10 protein-coding genes and 7 pseudogenes are annotated in these 17,889 nt (G+C 43.1%); 4 read left to right on the plus strand and 13 right to left on the minus strand.

Going from position 1 to position 17,889, the window contains the following annotated elements; all coding sequences use genetic code 11:
- Window positions 1-3 precede the first annotated feature (3 nt).
- The gene (locus ACOBWA_RS10775; protein ID WP_420229344.1) at window positions 4-1,362 is read left to right on the plus strand and encodes a hypothetical protein; all 1,359 of its coding nucleotides are present in this window, start codon (window positions 4-6) and stop codon (window positions 1,360-1,362) included.
- A gap of 98 nt (window positions 1,363-1,460) precedes the next feature.
- On the opposite strand, the gene ACOBWA_RS10780 is transcribed toward ACOBWA_RS10775, so the two are convergent.
- From ACOBWA_RS10780 to ACOBWA_RS10810, 7 genes and pseudogenes are all read right to left on the minus strand, one after another.
- Window positions 1,461-2,210, minus strand: a complete 750-nt coding sequence (locus ACOBWA_RS10780) for a MauE/DoxX family redox-associated membrane protein (RefSeq protein ID WP_420229345.1) — start codon at window positions 2,208-2,210, stop codon at window positions 1,461-1,463.
- 52 nt (window positions 2,211-2,262) lie between these two features.
- Window positions 2,263-2,748 carry a DUF305 domain-containing protein gene (locus tag ACOBWA_RS10785; protein ID WP_261869610.1) on the minus strand — a complete coding sequence of 162 codons (486 nt, stop codon included), beginning with the start codon at window positions 2,746-2,748 and terminating at the stop codon, window positions 2,263-2,265.
- Window positions 2,749-2,775: 27 nt separating this feature from the next.
- A complete protein-coding gene (locus ACOBWA_RS10790) occupies window positions 2,776-3,738 on the minus strand; it encodes a copper resistance protein B (protein ID WP_420229346.1) in 963 nt (320 codons plus the stop codon).
- 25 nt (window positions 3,739-3,763) lie between these two features.
- Window positions 3,764-5,468 (minus strand): annotated as a pseudogene (locus ACOBWA_RS10795) (copper resistance system multicopper oxidase).
- A gap of 79 nt (window positions 5,469-5,547) precedes the next feature.
- Complete coding sequence (locus ACOBWA_RS10800) at window positions 5,548-6,189, minus strand: DUF411 domain-containing protein (protein ID WP_420229347.1); 642 nt, start codon at window positions 6,187-6,189, stop codon at window positions 5,548-5,550.
- A 135-nt stretch (window positions 6,190-6,324) separates the two neighbouring features.
- The gene (locus ACOBWA_RS10805; RefSeq protein WP_238036686.1) at window positions 6,325-6,918 is read right to left on the minus strand and encodes a c-type cytochrome; all 594 of its coding nucleotides are present in this window, start codon (window positions 6,916-6,918) and stop codon (window positions 6,325-6,327) included.
- A 91-nt stretch (window positions 6,919-7,009) separates the two neighbouring features.
- Window positions 7,010-7,269: pseudogene (locus ACOBWA_RS10810) on the minus strand (hypothetical protein).
- A gap of 194 nt (window positions 7,270-7,463) precedes the next feature.
- Here ACOBWA_RS10810 and ACOBWA_RS10815 point away from each other — a divergent pair.
- A pseudogene (locus tag ACOBWA_RS10815) lies at window positions 7,464-8,185 on the plus strand (heavy metal response regulator transcription factor).
- A 1-nt stretch (window position 8,186) separates the two neighbouring features.
- Window positions 8,187-9,662: an ATP-binding protein gene (locus tag ACOBWA_RS10820; RefSeq protein ID WP_420229348.1), complete on the plus strand. Its 1,476-nt coding sequence runs from the start codon at window positions 8,187-8,189 to the stop codon at window positions 9,660-9,662.
- Window positions 9,663-9,917: 255 nt separating this feature from the next.
- On the opposite strand, the gene ACOBWA_RS10825 is transcribed toward ACOBWA_RS10820, so the two are convergent.
- Together ACOBWA_RS10825 and ACOBWA_RS10830 are read right to left on the minus strand one after the other, a co-directional pair.
- A complete protein-coding gene (locus tag ACOBWA_RS10825) occupies window positions 9,918-10,061 on the minus strand; it encodes a hypothetical protein (protein WP_178377961.1) in 144 nt (47 codons plus the stop codon).
- 99 nt (window positions 10,062-10,160) lie between these two features.
- Window positions 10,161-10,993, minus strand: a pseudogene (locus ACOBWA_RS10830) (cation transporter).
- 75 nt (window positions 10,994-11,068) lie between these two features.
- Here ACOBWA_RS10830 and ACOBWA_RS10835 point away from each other — a divergent pair.
- Window positions 11,069-11,143, plus strand: a pseudogene (locus ACOBWA_RS10835) (IS1 family transposase); the annotation flags it as partial.
- 273 nt (window positions 11,144-11,416) lie between these two features.
- On the opposite strand, the pseudogene cobA reads toward ACOBWA_RS10835, so the two are convergent.
- The 4 genes and pseudogenes from cobA to ACOBWA_RS10855 form a co-directional block, all read right to left on the minus strand.
- Window positions 11,417-12,348: pseudogene (gene cobA, locus ACOBWA_RS10840) on the minus strand (uroporphyrinogen-III C-methyltransferase).
- Between the two features lie 137 nt (window positions 12,349-12,485).
- Window positions 12,486-15,664 (minus strand): annotated as a pseudogene (locus tag ACOBWA_RS10845) (molybdopterin-dependent oxidoreductase).
- The gene (locus ACOBWA_RS10850) at window positions 15,661-17,088 is read right to left on the minus strand and encodes an NAD(P)/FAD-dependent oxidoreductase (RefSeq protein ID WP_420229349.1); all 1,428 of its coding nucleotides are present in this window, start codon (window positions 17,086-17,088) and stop codon (window positions 15,661-15,663) included. The pseudogene ACOBWA_RS10845 and the gene ACOBWA_RS10850 overlap by 4 nt, the downstream one beginning before the upstream one ends.
- Window positions 17,089-17,164: 76 nt before the next feature.
- Window positions 17,165-17,866: a serine/threonine protein kinase gene (locus tag ACOBWA_RS10855; protein ID WP_420229350.1), complete on the minus strand. Its 702-nt coding sequence runs from the start codon at window positions 17,864-17,866 to the stop codon at window positions 17,165-17,167.
- Between the last annotated feature and the right edge of the window lie 23 nt (window positions 17,867-17,889).

Genomic DNA, 17,889 nt, shown 5'->3' on the forward strand with positions numbered 1-17,889 from the left:
TCAGTGGTGATCAGGCCCAATAGCTATCGTCCAACTAAGACTCAAAGTAGTATTCGCCGCGTTCCCTTATTTGCCCTCCTAAAGCCTAATGAACTGAGTTTTTTTATTAACTTTGTGCAAAGTAATATCGGCGGCAATTCAAACAAATTTATCTTTACCTTATCATCGGATCAGCGCCCTATTGATGACCATGTTCCGTTAAAATTACTCAAACGAATCTTAAAAGACATATCGGTAGATGATAATGTTACAGACCATACTTTTCATGGGTTTAGGCATACGGCAGTGAGTAACCTATCTCTGGTGCTAGTAGGCCATTCAGATCTCGTAGAAGCCCTTACCGATTATGACGAAAGCGATGTACTTCGCATTAAACAAGGCATACTCGGAGAGCATATTAATGCACAAGATCGCTGGTATGCTCTCTCAGGTATTATGGGACACTTATCGCCTGAGCGGAGCTTTGAGTATTACAACCACTTTGCCACACTGATGGCGACCTATGCGCTTAGTAAAGCAGATATAACATTGCCAGAGCGGACGCTGTATAACGTAACAGGTTTTACGAACAAAAAGCTTAAGGAAAATAATGCGACTGTTCGTAATAGTAGCGTCAGCATACCTAGTATCCGTACACTTTTATTTAAAAATATTATAGAAGGCAAACGCAAGTCACCGAAATTTACGATAGAGAACTGTGATAAGCAATTTCTCTTGAGTACCAATACGCTAGCCGCTGATGAATTGTTTGGTCGTTATGGTCTAAACCGAGTTCAACTGCTACTACAGACCTATGATAAAGAGATGCCATTAAGTAAGGCAGCCCAGTTAGCAAATATTTCTATTCACGATGCAAAGGTTCTAATAGAACGTGCCAGCGAGATTATCGACATCACTACCAAACGCGGCAAACCTCGCTTTGTTAAGCTATCAGATTCAAATACCCCTGTACTGAGTCCACTGAACATTCAATACCAAAGTGACTTAAGATTGCTGTCGCTTTTGTTAAGTAATGCTTACCGTCTACGAGAAAAGTCAGGGACTGACTGGACTTGGTTTATTGAGATATGTCGTGAAAAACTGTCTAATAGCCGAGCATACCTACCATTTAGAAAAGAAGATGAGAAGGAGTTGCAGCGGTTCATTGGTATTGCTGAGAAACTGCTGCCTTTGAAACGTTGGCTGGTGAGTAGCAACGAAGATTTATTGATGAAAACTATGTCATCTACTGACTATCAAGATATTAAGCAGCAATCTAATGATTCGAAAAATGCTCTCCATATCGGTATTGCTAGCCGAGATCCTAGAGATCAAACGAATAGGTGGCAATACTCACCGCTACTACGGTTTTTGTGCATATGATGCTAATCACAGATGAGAAACTATCTATTGTGAGTTGATTTTTCTAAATTATTCACAGATTTTTTTAGATGCAAGCCCGATGTAAGTCATTATAAGAACTATAATATGCTTGAAAATCTAATCAACATATATATCCCCATACCAACCATCATGATGTTTTCAGTCAAAGACACAAAACCAAGCGGTACATTTGAGTTACCACCAACGCAGGCACATTTTAACTCACGCTTGTCTATGTAGACGGCCTTAAATACTGAGAGGCAATTGATACCGCCTATAAATATAGCAACCACAGACGCTACTACACTTAGCCATGCGACATCTGCTAACATGGCAATACCTACAAACGCCTCGGCGAAAGGATAAACGTAGGCGTAACGGACCACCTTACGTGCTAACAAATCATATCCCAAAAATTGATTGGTAAAGCTCTCCAAGTCTTGCAACTTTTGAATAGCAAGCACGATCATGGATAAGGCAACAAACCAGATGATAGTTTGTACCGAAAACAATGTGCTGCTAAAACCCCAAGTGAGTGAAATACTAGCGAGTGCTGTGGTTGCGAATATCGCGATCACTGGCGTGTAGCTCATCTCAGTACTTTCAGAAACCTCTTTGCCAAAAAAGGCTTGCAGATCATCATACCCGCCTATGCGCTCACCATCGATAAAAATTTGCGGCGTAGTTTTAACATTGAGCTTGTCTTTAAGTGCTTGAGTTTCAGCATCATTCGTCAAATGCTTGTCCTCGACCTGATAACCATTACGCTCTAAAAGATCGAGTGCTTTTAAACCAAATGGACAAACATGATCAGGTTTGACCATGCGATAAACCACGGCTGTTTTCATAATACACACTCCTATCTAACATATAGATCCTATCTTTTAAACCTTTTACGCTTCATTCAAGCTCTTCAATCAACTGCTGCATTTCATCAATTTCGCGCTTTTGTGCTTTTATAATGTCGTCGGCAAGCTGCTGCACACGCGGATCTTCAATATCAGCACGACTACTAGTGAGAATAGCAATCGAGTGATGCGGTATCATGGCCTGCATCCAATCGACTTGATCGACAGTTGCTTGAGATCTAACGCCCCAAATACCAACAGCAAACATCAACACGCTCAGACCATAGATCATCAAATTGACCTTGGTCTTCTTATACATATTAGTCATAAATGCCAACATGACCACTGCCATACCAGCACCCATGTAGAGCGCCATATAAGCTCGGGTTTCACTAAAATAAATATGACCCCATTCATAAGTGTTGAAATACATCATGATGTACATCACAATCGTAGACGTTAGAATCATCAGAGTGAACTTTACATAAGGGTTCATGCCCTGTTGATGATTCATGTTGTTTTGATCTGAAGCATTCATAGTATATCTCCTATTATTTTAATAATATTAAAACCAGAACTTAACCCCCGCAGTTAAACTACTGCTATCAACCGATTCATTATGTTGACGTCGTTGACCACGAGCCTTGCCAAGCGCTGTCTCATAACTCACACCGATGTAAGGCGCGAGTTGGCGACTGAATGTCTCATAAGTAAGCCTAACTTCCGTTTCCATCTCATTAAAGCCCTTGGTAATGTCATTATCATGGTCATCTTTACTAAAGGCAGTCAACCCCACCTCCGGTATAACTACCCAATGCTGATCCAAACGCCACTCGTATTCTGCACCTAAATCAAGACGAAGTTGACCATCGGTATATAAGTACGCCCTAGCGTCCGTTTCGATGAAATACGGCGCGGTACCGACAATACCTGCAATCACTGCAGATTTGTCGTTTTCAGTATCGTAAGCGACACCGGCCTCACCGTTCCAAAAAATACTCAGTGGTTTCCAATAAGCGAGCGAGCTCAAACTATCGATTTCTTTATCATCTTTAGTCTGAGCACTACCTTCAGTGCGTAGCCTTACACGATTACTATCCGTACCGTACCAGCCCGTTGCTTCGAAGTTGATTTGATCTTCCTCAAACTGATAGCCCAAGTCGTCTACTGACACTCCCCATAATAGCATGCTGCCCATCATCATTGGCTTACCATACTGCCCGTAGGGAACCCCATTTGAATAGTCTGGACTACGAGCATCAGCCGGTGGTTCACCGCCTTGCATACCAGACATGTCCATACTGCTGTGATCCATACCAGACATGTCCATACCGCTGTGATCCATATCAGACATATCCATACTACTGTGATCCATATCAGACATATCCATACTGCTGTGATCCATATCAGACATGTCCATACCGCTGTGATCCATGATGGGCATCTCAGCAGCATTTGCTAAAGGTAACGTTAATAACATCAAAGATGACATGCCAATAAACGGTAGACTTACTTTATAAATTTTCATAATAAGGCTCATATTCGAAGGTTTATTAAACGACGGCCACTTCTCTGAACATACCGGCTTCCATGTGATACAGCAGATGACAATGCCATGCCCATCGTCCAGCTTCTCCTGTCACATCGAAGCTAATCTTTGCGCTGGCTGTACCATAATAGTATGCTTGCGCACCTGAAACTCGCCGTTAGGCATACGTAAATCACTCCACATCCCATGTAGATGCATCGGATGATTCATCATCGTGTCATTAACCAAGGTAATACGTACGCGCTCACCCGGCTTAATATTCACTGGTGTCGCGTCACTAAATTTGACCCCATCGAACGCCCAAATATAGCGCTCCATGTTACCGGTTAAATGTAGTTCTATCTCTCGGGTAGGTTTGCGCTGCTCCGCAAATATTGCCTCATCGACAGAGCGCAGCTGACTATAATTCAATACCTCTCTATTAATATTGCGCAGGTTGATACCGGGATCATCAAGGTTCATACGTGGACTGTCCACACGCATATCACTCTTAAAATCGTATTCTGTTTTGGCATGACGGGCTTTATAACCATCAGCACCCATAGCGCCCATCATATCTGCCATTGTGAGCCATTCAACTTTGTCCATAGCAGGTATCGCAGCACGAGCGCCTTCTTTAGTTGCAAGTGTTGCTGCAACATAGCCTGAACGGTCTATGTTTTGGGCAAATATGGTATGGGCATCTTTGGTCGGGGTAACGATGACATCATAAGTCTCAGCCACACCAATACGAAAATCATCAATCGCAACTGGTGCGACATCGATACCATCGGTTGCCACCACAGTCATTTTGAGACCGGGTATGCGTACATCAAAGATAGTTTGCGCTGAGGCATTGATGAAGCGTAATTTAACGCGCTGTCCTGCTTTGACGATTTGCGCCCAATTAGCTGCGGTCGTTTTGCCATTGATAAGGTAGGTAAATGTGTTTTCACCCGACAAGTCCGTAAAATCAGTGGGCATCATGCGCATCTGATTCCACATTTTGCGCTTATCAAACGCGGTTTTCATATCCGTTTCGGCAATATCAGCAAGCAGTTTTTTGAAGTCTGGTAGATGGTAGTTGTCAAAGTCGGCGCGCTGTTTGAGCAGCTTCAAGAGATTATGCGGGTTGCGGCTGGTCCAATCACTAAGCACGATCACATGGTCTTCGTCGATAGGATGACGCTCACGCCCTTTAGGTTCAATCACAATGGCACCCAGCATACCGGTTTGTTCTTGGAACCCACTGTGTGAGTGATACCAATAAGTGCCTGATTGTTTTAATTTGAATTTATAAGTAAAGGTGCTATGCGCAGGAATGCCCTCAAAGCTAATTCCAGGTACACCATCCATTTCAAACGGCACCAGCAACCCATGCCAATGAATAGATGTTGATTCATCCATCTGATTATGAACACGTATCACCACCGTATCACCTTCACGCATCTTTAGCGTTGGTGCTGGCAGTGAATCATTGATGAGCGTTGCCATGCTCTTTTACCGTTCACAATAGCAGACTGTTTACTGACGTATAAATCAAACTCTTTGCCTGTCAATACAGGTACTTTATGAGTGTTTTGATCACTATTAATGGTGGCCGCCTGACTGCTCGAGCGATTCGAATGTCCCAATGCGCTACTGGCAATGGTCGGTATCAAGGAAGCACCAAGGACAGCAGAAGATCCAGTCAAAAAACGTCGGCGGTTCAATATGTTCTGTTTATTCATAATGATGACCTAATTTAATTTGCGAGATGGTGGTTAAGCTTTTGGCTGTTATATTTTTTATATTTAACGAATAATTTAATCACAGTTGCTGCTGAGGAGACTCAATATCCGCATAAACTTCTGTGGTGCCATCTTTATTAAGTTGCATTACCTTGTAAGGCATAAACTTACCTTCATACTCCATACCGGGGCTACCAACAGGCATACTTGGTACAGCAAGTCCAATGGCTTGTGCAGGAGTATTTGCTAAGAACTGTGCCATGTATTTTGCAGGAACATGTCCTTCAAAAACAAAGCCATCGGTGGTAACGGTGGTATGACAAGAACGCATCTGCTGCGGTACGCTATAGCGTTCTTTGAATAAAGACAAATCTTCAACATCCTGTGCGGTTGCGCTTAATCCATTATCTTCTGCATAGCTTACCCATTCTTTGCAACACCCACAGTTGGCATCTTTATAAACCGTCGCTGAAACATTCTTAAGTAGGTCTGATTGGTTGACTACAGGCGTCGTAACCGCTGTAGATTCAGCTTGTGTTTCTGTCACCTGATTGGTTGATGTGGCAACAGTTGGCTCAGGTTGTACGGGTTTTGAATCAGAAGTGCCCGTATTTGATTGGCTACAAGCCGCTAGTAACAGTGAAGATGTCATCATCACTAAAAGCGTACGACCAGATAACTGGTTGTGCTTACTAGAAAACATATTGGTATAGCGTCTCATAAAACACTCCTAAGCATGTATTTGTCTATTGGACATTTTAAAATTTCTACAACCTATCACTAAATAAAGTAAAACAGGCCAAACTTAAATTGCAAAAGGTAGCACTATTTTAGTGCTACGCTTTTTATTAAATAATTAGTGCTGCATTTCAAAGCTATCATCCGACATATCCATATCTCCATCAAAGCTCATGTCCATAATGTCAGTATCTATCCTCGTGGTCAGCATCGTGTACTGAGCTTCATTTAATTCAGGTAACGATCTAATGAAAGCCATCATTGCCCACATTCTGTCATCGTCGTGAGAGGCACCCCATGCTGGCATTCCAGACGCCATGATTCCGTGCTTAATCGCCCAAAATCCTTGCTGTGCGCCAGCTTTCGTTTGATAGCGCTTCACCACATCAGCGTTGGTAAAGTTGGGCGGTTTAGGGTATAGACTTTCACTAAAATCGGTGCTTTCCACCCCAGGTGATAAGTGACAGCCTGCACACATATCTTTATAATCCGCACCGCCTGTACTGATCATATCTACTTTTGCTAGGTTTGGAACGATGATGCCCTTGCTAGCATTTGCTATTGAGCGCGTGCGGGCAGTCTCTAAAAATTTATAAACCAGTGGGCTATGGGCTTGATCAGCGCCAATATTTATCACACCACTAGTCACTACCGCAAAAACGCCTACAATAGCGACAAAGACAGCAAAGAGTATTCCTAGTAAAAACTTCATAGGCTCATCCTAAAAATCCATTTTTATTAATATCCGATTAACCTTTGATGAAAATCATCTAGCAATAATCATGAGCGTATAAAAGGAATCGTTAAGAGTCGCTATCACTGCTCACACAGTGTTTTTGGTACATCTGTTTCATTTTACCCATATTAGCCATCATGGCTTTCATGGCAGGATCATTCATGTCCATCTTGCTGTGATCCATCTTTTGCATCATCTGCATATGCTTTTCCATTTTTCACAGTTCATCTGATCCTTTTCAGCATGCATCTTAGGGTCATGTGCCATAGCAGACGTTGAAACAACTAAGGCGATAGCGGTTGCTACGATTGATTTAAATAGTGACATGATAGATCCTTATTTGATTGGTATGAAATCGACAAGACTTCAAAGTATTAAGTTACTCTAAAGCATACTTTATTGATTCTGACAGAGACATGACCGCAAGATTACAATATTGTCATCTTGAGAATTTTTGATGTTCAAAGCGGGGTTATGCTTTACTATGCTAGGTAGGCGTGAAATGTATATGGGAAGCTATTATGAAAGTACTGCTGGTAGAAGATGAGTTGAAACTTGGCGAATATATAAAAAGGGCTTAACCGAAGCTGGGTTTATTGTGGATCATTATCTAACAGGCCTAGATGGCTATCACGCATTGATGACTGAAGAATTTAGCGTGATACTGATGGATGTCATGCTACCGGATATTAGTGGCTTTGAGCTGGTGCGTAACTACCGAGCTGCAGGTAAACATACTCCCGTGCTATTTTTAACAGCAAAAGATGACTTAAGTGACAAGATAAAAGGGATTGAGATTGGTGGCGATGATTATTTAACCAAGCCGTTTGCGTTTGCAGAATTGGTAGTCAGGATGAAAAGTCTATTGCGACGTGCTAATCAAGTCGATTATCAAAGTACGATCATGCAAATAGCAGATCTCAAAATGGATATTGCAAAGCGTACCGTACATAGAAGAGACCAACCTATTAAATTGACCGCAAAAGAGTTCTCGTTATTACAGTTTTTATTAGAGCGCCGAGGTGAAGTTCTACCACGCTCAGTCATCGCCTCTCAAGTATGGGATATGAATTTTGAAAATGATACGAACGTGATTGATGTGGCAATCAGGCGTCTTCGCATAAAAATAGACGATGAACATGAGGCAAAGCTGATTCATACTGTGCGTGGTATGGGCTACCGATTAGATGCTGTCAATACAATCGCTGATAGCCAGCCATCTTATGAAGCTGACGATATCTAATATGAAATATCGGTTAGATAGTCGACGCCTGCCATTACTGTGGCGCACCGTTTTTCTGCTAACTGTATTCGTAATTATCTCTCAAGTGATTATTTACGCGTGGGTGCAGCGTTCTGTCAGTGGACATTTTGAACAAATGGACTCTGAGATTATCACGCATGCAGCTTTTAACCTGCGCAAAAGTATCAATGATGTTGATGCTCAGACAAAGTCATCAGCAGCTTCAAAATCTCAGTCATTAACTAGCGCCAACCATCTACATCCTTCTCGGCTTGACTATGACTTAAAAACTGTCATTGCAAATAAGAGCGGTGCACTATTATCTAGCGATCCAACCAGCTTCATCAACGACCTACCTTCAGATTTTAGCCTGCCACAATTGTGGCAAGTCTATCGTGATCAGCAATTCACGATTGAGATAAAGGGTAGGAATTACCGAGCAATCATCATCGAAAACCAAGAGGTTTTGGCACTTATTGCATTGCCCATCGATGTTCATCACCACTATCTCATGCATTTCAATCGTCAACTCAGTATGATTTTATTCGCTATTACATTACTGTTGGTGTCAGTAGCTGCATTAAGTGTGTATTGGGGTTTTGCACCTTTAGCCACTATCGTACAAAAAATGAAAAGGATTAACCCTGAAAGATTGGATGAAAGAATAACCGTCAGTGATATGCCTTTAGAGCTACGACCACTAGCAAAATCTTATAATTCAATGATGGTCAAACTTGAGAGTAATTTTGAATCCTTGTCTCGGTTTTCAGATAATATTGCCCATGAGCTCCGTACCCCAATTGCGACGCTGAGTACGCAAACGCAAGTCATGTTGAATAAGCCAAGAGATGGCAATGAATACATTGAGCAGCTACATCATCAACATGACACGTTAGAGCAGCTATCGGCTATGATTAATAATATGTTGCTACTGGCAAAAACTCAAAAAGGTTTAAGCGACACGCAAGTTAGTAACGTAGATACCGAGAGTCTAATCACAAAGCTGATCGACTACTATGAAATGCTTGCCGAGGATCGTGAGATAACTTTTGCAAAATCGGGTGAATTTGCGACAGTATTAGGTGATGAAGGTTTATTGCAATGGTTATTTGCTAATCTGCTGTCAAATGCCATCTATTACGCCGCTAGTGCCAGTACTATCACAATATCAGCTACCATCATTACCTCAGATATCACTCTTGAGAACTCAAAAGAATATCCTCTATCCTCAAAACAATCATTATTAAGAATCGCCTTGACTAACCGCTTAGACAAACCGCTAAATCAAAGCGCGGCCGATAAATTATTTGAGCGATTCTATCGTCATGATAAGACAAGCAATCAACATTCAGGGACAGGACTAGGATTGTCTATCGTTCGGGCTATCGCCAATGCCCATAAAGGCAAAGTAAATATTGCGATCAAAGATGAGTATTATTTTGAGGTTACTGTAGAGTTATTGATGGCCAAATATTAACTATCTTCATACTACGATGCTTGGATTTTATGAACTATAAAAATCGATGAGTTAATAAGATATTAAGATAATAATGACGGCACCCTAGTGAGGACTTGAATCTTTGGCTGTGAGCTAATGGTATTAAGGTTTCAACTTGCTGAGATAGCCACAGTGTACTTCATGATGTACTTACCATAGATATTCTATCTATGATCGGTGCGCTAGTGAGGACTTGAAGAGACCATCCCAGATTCTGTGTAACTGACGTTTAGATTAAATACTTACACAAAATTTAGGAAGGTCTCCCAGATTCTTATCAAAGACTTCATCATCTATTATTCGCCAAACGGCAACTTGCTGATGGTCTTTGGTGGTGACTAGATTTAAAGTTTGTTCAATCATTGCTTGAGGTCTCATATCCTTATGATGTTTATTTGCTTCAAACCCAGTTACTTTACACTTAGCGGTTTAATTAAGCTACTTACTTGAGCTATTTGCTTCAGTTATTAGGCTTGGCTACTTACTCAACTTCAATATTCTAAAGGCGCCCTGAATAACTAAAGCAAATACGATGCTACCAATAATCAAATCAGGCGTACTAGAGTGTAACCAATTAACCAAAACCCCTGCAACAATTACCCCTAAATTGATAATCACATCGTTTGAAGTGAAAATCATACTGGCTTGCATATGGGCTTCTTCTTCTTTGCTTTTCGATTTTTGTAGTAAATAGAGGCAAATCGAGTTTGCAATTAGCGCAAGAATCGATATGACTATCATGGTAGAAAAGTCAGGTAACTGCTCATTGCCAAAGAAACGTCTTAGTACTTCTAAAAAACCAAGAATCGCTAGCGTAATTTGAAAATATCCGGCAATTCTAGCAATCCGTTTTTTCTTAATGACCGTTCCACCGACCGCAAATAAGCTAATTCCGTACACGAAGCTATCTGCTAACATATCTAAGCTGTCGGCGACCAACCCCATCGAACGAGAAATCAGTCCCGTGCTCATTTCAATAATAAAGAAAGCAAAGTTAATGACCAGCACTATCCATAGTAGCTTTCTTTGCTCAGCATCTTTTTGTGACTAGAGTCAGCATCAATTTTAAAATTATTGTTGGGATCAGAGGGGTCAATGGTTTCGGTCGAGAGTAGGGTGTCTCCTAATTTTAGGTCATGAATAGCAGTCTCTATCCCTTCTATATTGTCATGATGAAACACAGTTAATTGACGGTTAGGAATGTCGAACTCAAGATGTTCAATATTCGAGTGGCCCTCTAATTTCATTCGGATTAGGTTTTCCTCCGAAGGGCAGTCCATCTTCGATATTTTAAAAGTTGTTTTATTCATAGCTACATTTATATCCGGGTGGTGGTTCAAAAAGTAGGCTGAAAAAAACAGGCTGAGAAATTGATAAATAGTGAAATGCAAATGACACTATACATCAAATGCCCAGCCTGTCTAAGTGACAATATAAAGAAAAATGGTTTCAAAAGCTATACCCCAAGGGAACCAGCTATTTATCCCTTTGAACCTATTAACAGACCACTTAAAACAGACTGGTATAATGGAACCGCTTAAAACAAACTGCCTAATTAGCTCGTGTTGCACTCAAAACAATAAAACTTTGCACCATACTCTTTTTATTACATCGTCTACTTTTTACATACGTTTTAGTATTTTGTAGTAGTCATTACCCTGTCTAATAATTTGCGCTGACATACTATAAAAGTGCTAAGCACTATTATCGCTTGGCACTAGTATGCTTCTATCCTACGTGACAACCTCCAAATTACTGACTAAATCATGACTGCTAACAACGTTTTGAACGTCAATAAAGGTACTTTTGCCTAACGCACCAAGGTTGTAGCTTGCAAACTCATGATATAAATTAACCACATCACCCATAATTAATAGTGCAGGTGTTGGTAGTTTTGCCTCAGCTTGCTGCTCGGCGATATTACCAAGCGTACCGATGAGCAGCTGCTGAGTTGGTAAACTGGCATGACTAATTACAGCAAAAGGTGTATTACTGTCGCGTCCTGCGGCAATTAGCCCTTGGGTCATCTCATTTAGTCTATTCAACCCCATATAAAAGACAACGGTCTGCGTACTGTCTAAGAGTTCATCGTAGTCATTGTTAGGTGCGCCTGACTTTTTGCAGGCGGTCACAAATTTTACGGCTTGCGCATGATCACGGTGTGTCAAGGGAATACCTGCTCTACTTGCGGCCGCACTAGCAGCAGTGATACCAGGAATAGATTCAAAATGAATACCATGACGCACCACTTCTTGCAGTTCTTCACCACCTCGTCCAAAAATAAAGGGGTCGCCCCTTTGAGCCTAACGACCGTTTTACCTGCTAGCGCATGTTTGACCAGTAGCTCATTAATACCTTCTTGTGGTAGCGCGTGATTGGCACGGCGCTTACCGACGAATATCTTCTCTGCCGTCAGCGCACACATATCTAAAATATCCTCTGAAACCAAACTATCATAGAGCACGACATCTGCTTTTTGCATTACTCGTAATGCTTTTAACGTGAGTAGCTCAGGATCGCCAGAACCTGCACCAACCAAATGTACCGTGCCCGTTTTCACACTTTTTTCTATACCTAATGGCTCATCGCTCACTCTAATATGACAATTTATATTGGGTAAATTCTGTGAAGTTAATGCGGCAATGAAGGTAGATGAATCAGTCATGGTAATAACTCCTAATAACACTGTTAATAACGCGCAACTCTGCACCTAACAATGGCATACCTAAGAAAAGAAGAGCATATAAAATACGGTGCAAGCCCTATGCCATATTAACGATCAAACTTTGCAACAAACACTACTTAAGACGCATACCTATCGATCAAGGCATTAATTTGACTCACACATGAACCGCAGTTAGTCCCTGCTCGGCATGCCTTTCCAACCGCATGGGCACTCATACACTGCTGCTTGGTAATCGTCTCGATAATAATATTCTCTCCAACTGCCATACATGAACATACTAATGCACCTGGATCAACATACCCTGTCGCTGGACGACCTGCTAGCAACCACTTATAGCGTTGATTCTCTGGTATCGCATCAGTACTGGCAAAGCAGTTGTTAAGCCAATGAATATGGGGCAGCTGCGCCACCTGCGGTGCAAAACAAACGCTTAGTAGTAGCTGATCGCTTGGTATGTCAGACTTTGACGCACTAATCGATGCCCGATCTATCGCTTTATTACTTGCTTCTACCTGCGTCGAGACGAAGCGAAGCTGCTTTGCTTGCTTGCTGCAAGTAAAGGCACTATTGATCGGTTTATCGGTGAGAGATGCTTGATAGGCATTGATAAAATTTTGCCAGTACTCAGGGTCAAGCAGTTTACTGACGACTTTGTCTATAGGACTGGCTAAAGTAATCAAGACGCTATTGGTTTGACGACTTAAGCTCCATGTCAATGCGGGTAATGAGTTTGATTTTTCAGAAGTTTTATTTGTATCAGAAGAAGATATCAGCACTCCTTGATCCTCAGACTCTTTCTCAAAATCCAATAAAGTCTCACGCAGATGCACTATCATGGTGTCTTGTAGATCAGGATGCACCAAAATCTTGCCATAAGTTTTCATTGGCACAGGCATCACGCTGATTGCAGAATTTTTTAATTCAGGCTGTCCTGAATGCGGATCAACGACCGTTGGAATCAGCGTGCCTACGCGAGCAAAACGAGCAAAGGCGTTGCTCCAATGCATCGGCATAAAGGCATCGCCTGCACTCATACTGTCGCTGATGGCAACTTGGGCGAGCACCTGACTGTCTGTAGTGGTGCTCGCGACCGTACGCGGCGGCTGGCTCTGTATTGATAAGTTTTTCTCATAGCAGGGACTTAGCTGTACATAATCGCCTTGGTCAACACCGAGCTGCTTGGCATCATTTGGATGCACGGTGAGCGTTGGTACAGATTCGTGTTGGTTGAGCTGCGGTGCAAGTCCTGTGCGCGTCATCGTATGCCACTGATCGCGAAGCCTACCTGTAATCAGCCGTAAGTCTACTGCCCCTGAGTCATCCTGATAAAACATACGACTGCCGTTATTTTTTTACTATCAGTGCTTTTTGATCTTAATCGTCGCGGATGCCTGTTGGGTATACTCGCGTGACTGGGCGGCGTAATGGCAATGAAACGTGTTTTGATTGGTGCGATACGTGCGTCGCCCCACTGAAACGGTGTCATGGCATCATATGCGTCACGACTGAAAGAAACGACGTCTTTATTTTGCTGCTCAAGATGGTTTGGGCTTTCCTCTATCAATGCTATCGAACCGACTACCATTGGAGAAAGATCTTTTGCTAAATTAAGATAGCGCGGTTGATTGCTCGCTGATATATCTTGGCTGGCATCATTTCTATAAGCAGTTAGGGCGATATGCTCATTAAATATATCCCTAGGATGCTGATAATCAAACCCTGCCAAACCCATGCGTTTAGCGACTTGCGACAGTATCCACCAGTCAGGCTTTGCTTGTCCGAGTGCAGGCATCAAAGCCCGCTGGCGCGAGATGCGGCGCTCCGAGTTGGTCACTGTGCCTGATTTCTCCCCCCAACCCTGTGCGGGCAAAACAATATCTGCACACTTAACCGTGTCGCTGTCGACGGAGCAGTCAGATACTATCACCAAATCACAGGTAGCCAGTGCGCGGCGAAACTTATCAGCCTCGGGCAAGCTGACGACAGGGTTGGTCGCCATAATCCAGATGGCTTTGATACGGCCATCTAGTATGGCATCAGCAGCATCGCAAGCTTTTACCCCAACCTCTGCGGCAAGCGGTTGCGGCGCTTGCCAAAAATCAGCCACCAAGTGACGATGCTGCTCGTTATCTAGGTCTAGATGCGCGGCAAGTAGGTTCGATAACGCGCCCACTTCACGCCCTCCCATCGCATTCGGCTGACCGGTGAGTGAAAATGGACTTGCACCTACTCGGCCCACTCGCCCAGTATACAAGTGAGTATTGATGATGGCATTGACCTTGTCGGTACCACTCGCAGACTGGTTGACTCCCATACTAAATGCTGTGATTGTTTTATCGTTTGCAGCGACCAGCTCATAAAACTCCCGTACCAGTTCCTCACTGATACCGCATGCCGTCGCCACTTTATCAATCGTCCATGTTTTTGCGGCCTCTAAGGCGGGCGTGACATCCTGACACTGCTTAAGATAGTCCTTATCACCACAGCCTTCTTGCTCAAGATAATGCAGCAGTCCGTTATATAAGTGGGTATCCGTGCCGACAGTGATGGGCACATGTAAATCGGCAAATTCACAAGAATCAGTACGACGCGGATCAATCACGATTAGTTTTTTATTAGGATCACGCTTTTTGGCGGCTAAAAACCGTCCGAATAAGATAGGATGACACCACGCCATATTGGAGCCCACCAATACCAATAAATCACAAGACTCTAAATCTTCATAATTACTAGGCACTAAGTCTGCACCAAAAGCACGCTTATGCCCTGCAACCGCTGAGGACATACAAAGACGCGAATTGGAATCGATATTATTATTACCAATGAAGCCTTTAATAAACTTATTGGCAACGTAGTAATCCTCTGTAAGCAGCTGCCCTGACACATAAAACATTACGCTGTCACGCCCGTGTGTCGCGATAGTGTTATTCAAACGACTGGCAATATCATCCAATACTGCCTCCCACTCGACAGGCTGCTTATCTGTCGGTTGTCCTTTTGCAATTGATCGCTGTTTGTCTTGATAATAAGGCTGAGTCAACCTGCGCTCAGTGCCCAATGTTTGTGCCAATGCACTGCCTTTTGAGCAGAGTTTACCGAAGTTTGCTGGATGATCAGGATCGCCTGTCACGCTGACTACACCTGCCTCATCGATGTTTGCTAGTACGCCGCAGCCTACGCCGCAGTAAGGACAAGTGGTACGAATAGGACTGACCAAATCCTCAGTGTAAATCGTAATACGAGAGGACGGTACGACACTGAGGGCTTGATCGTCATTTAAGATGGTGCTGCTCATGAGGCCTCTCCTATTAGGTGTGCATCACTTGGCACGGCAGATTCGGGCTCAGCTGCTTCTATTTTCTCTACATCGCAATAAGCTTCGCCAAAGATAAGGTCTTCTTTTATCGAGGATATGTCACTGCCATCAGTGATCAGTTGACTATAAAACCCGCTTTCGCTCACATCACCGTACAGTACCGTGCCAATAAGTTTGCTTGCTTTAATATAGAGACAAAGATAATGATTGAGGCTCGTTTGCTGATAGACCACGCGCTCTATCCGCATCATTTCACTATCATCAAAAGCAATCTGACCTGCTGAAAAAGCGGCGATGCCAGATACTTTTAATTTTAAAGATAAAGGTTTACTTATAAAGGGACGCCAGTGGTTTTTAGATTTATTTAGTTGTGAGTCACTATTGGCTGTCTTGCGACTTGAGATGCGTGGCATTTTTAAGACAGACACCAAAGTATCGACCTGTTGATTGACAGGAGCCACCATCCCGAATAGCTCCCCGTCCAGCTCGACACACTCACCGATCGCATAGACATGAGGACAGCTTGTATGCATAAAGTTATCTACAAGGATACCTCGGTTAACCTCAAGACCACTTTGCTGTGCTAGTGTCATATTGGGGATGACGCCAACTGCCATGACAATAAAGTCTGCTGGCAGTGTGCGGCCATCCTTTAACAACAGACCATTAACCTCGTGTTGATCATTGACCGTAATACACTCTGTGTTGGCTAATACCTCCAGCTTGACACTTCGACTGAAGAGTTCTGCTTGTAGCAGATGAGCGGCGGGCATATCAAGCTGTCGGTTGAGAACATGACTATCGACATGAACCACTGTCATATCTGCCCCTTGAGACGCCAAAGCGCAAGCGGCTTCCAGACCCAGCACCCCGCCACCAATAACGAGACCCTTTTTTGCTTGGCGCGCGTACTCCGTCAATACCTGCACATCAGCAATATCTCGAAATACATGAACACCCTTAGCATCATGATTGGCAAAAGGGATGACGCGAGCTTGTGAGCCAGTAGCCAGCACCAGCTCAGTATAATCTAGGGCTTGTCCATCACTCAATTCAATACACTGTTGCTTGGTATCGATGGCATCTACCGACGTGCCAGCCAATACCGTGATACCCAATTGCTCATATTCTGCTAGCTCGTATAAATATGTCTCTTCAAAAACCGACTCTCCCGAAAGTACTGGTGACAGCATGATACGGTTATAGCCAACTTGCGGTTCTTTGCTAATCAGTGTGATGGGTAAATGAGCTACGCCTTTTCCTTGGCTACTTTGCTGCTGGGCACGTGCCAGCTCAATGGCAAAACGACTGCCTGCCATCCCAGCACCTATAATAACGATGCCCGCAGTAGTCCGACGTTTAGAAAAAGAAGTATGGGTTGGTTCTGGTGAATCAAGTGACATAGGAAAATCATTCCTTAGCCGCAACACGCAGCGTTGAATAAAATGGCTTGTCGTACTATTTACGTTTAACAAGGTTTTATGAAAAATAAATCAGCAACGATATAATAATGACAAATTGAATAAAGCAAATGCTGTGCCAAACCAATAAGGGACGTCGTACAATCAGCGGTTCAGGATCTCTGATATCGTTACTGTTATCAGGGCTGAAGTCTTGTAAGAACTCACCAATCGCTTGATATCTTGCCTGCGTACTAGCATGTAGCGCACGCATCAACGCTTGTTGGCTAGCAGCTGGCACTCGGTTTTGACGCAGGCGTTCTGCAGGTACGATCAGTGAGGCAGATGGGTTCATCAAATCTTGCGAGCTAAATGGCAGCTCACCTGTGAGTAACTCATAACCAATCACGGCGATAGAAAACAAATCAGAATGCACGCCTTTTGGGGCATCGGTGTAATATTCTGGTGCAGCGTAGTGCAAATCGCCATTAGGAGGACGCGTACTGTCTTTTAGTATGGAGGAGCTAGCAGAGCCAAAGTCGATTAACTTGACCGCACCTGATTGAGTTAATAATATATTTTCAGGCTTGATATCTTGATGCAGTAGATAGTTCCGATGCATCACACGGACCGCCATGCCGATCTTAGTAAGTAAATCGTAAGTTTGCCAAATATCACAAGGGGCTTGACGATCCATAAACACTCGTAGGCTCTCCCCTTCGATATATTCCGTTAAATGATATAAATAAGTGCTACTGGCAGGCACTGGGTAGTAGCGCAAAAGCCCCGACGCATTAGACGCAT

The sequence above is a fragment of the Psychrobacter sp. ER1 genome (assembly GCF_048631835.1).
Lineage (GTDB): Bacteria > Pseudomonadota > Gammaproteobacteria > Pseudomonadales > Moraxellaceae > Psychrobacter.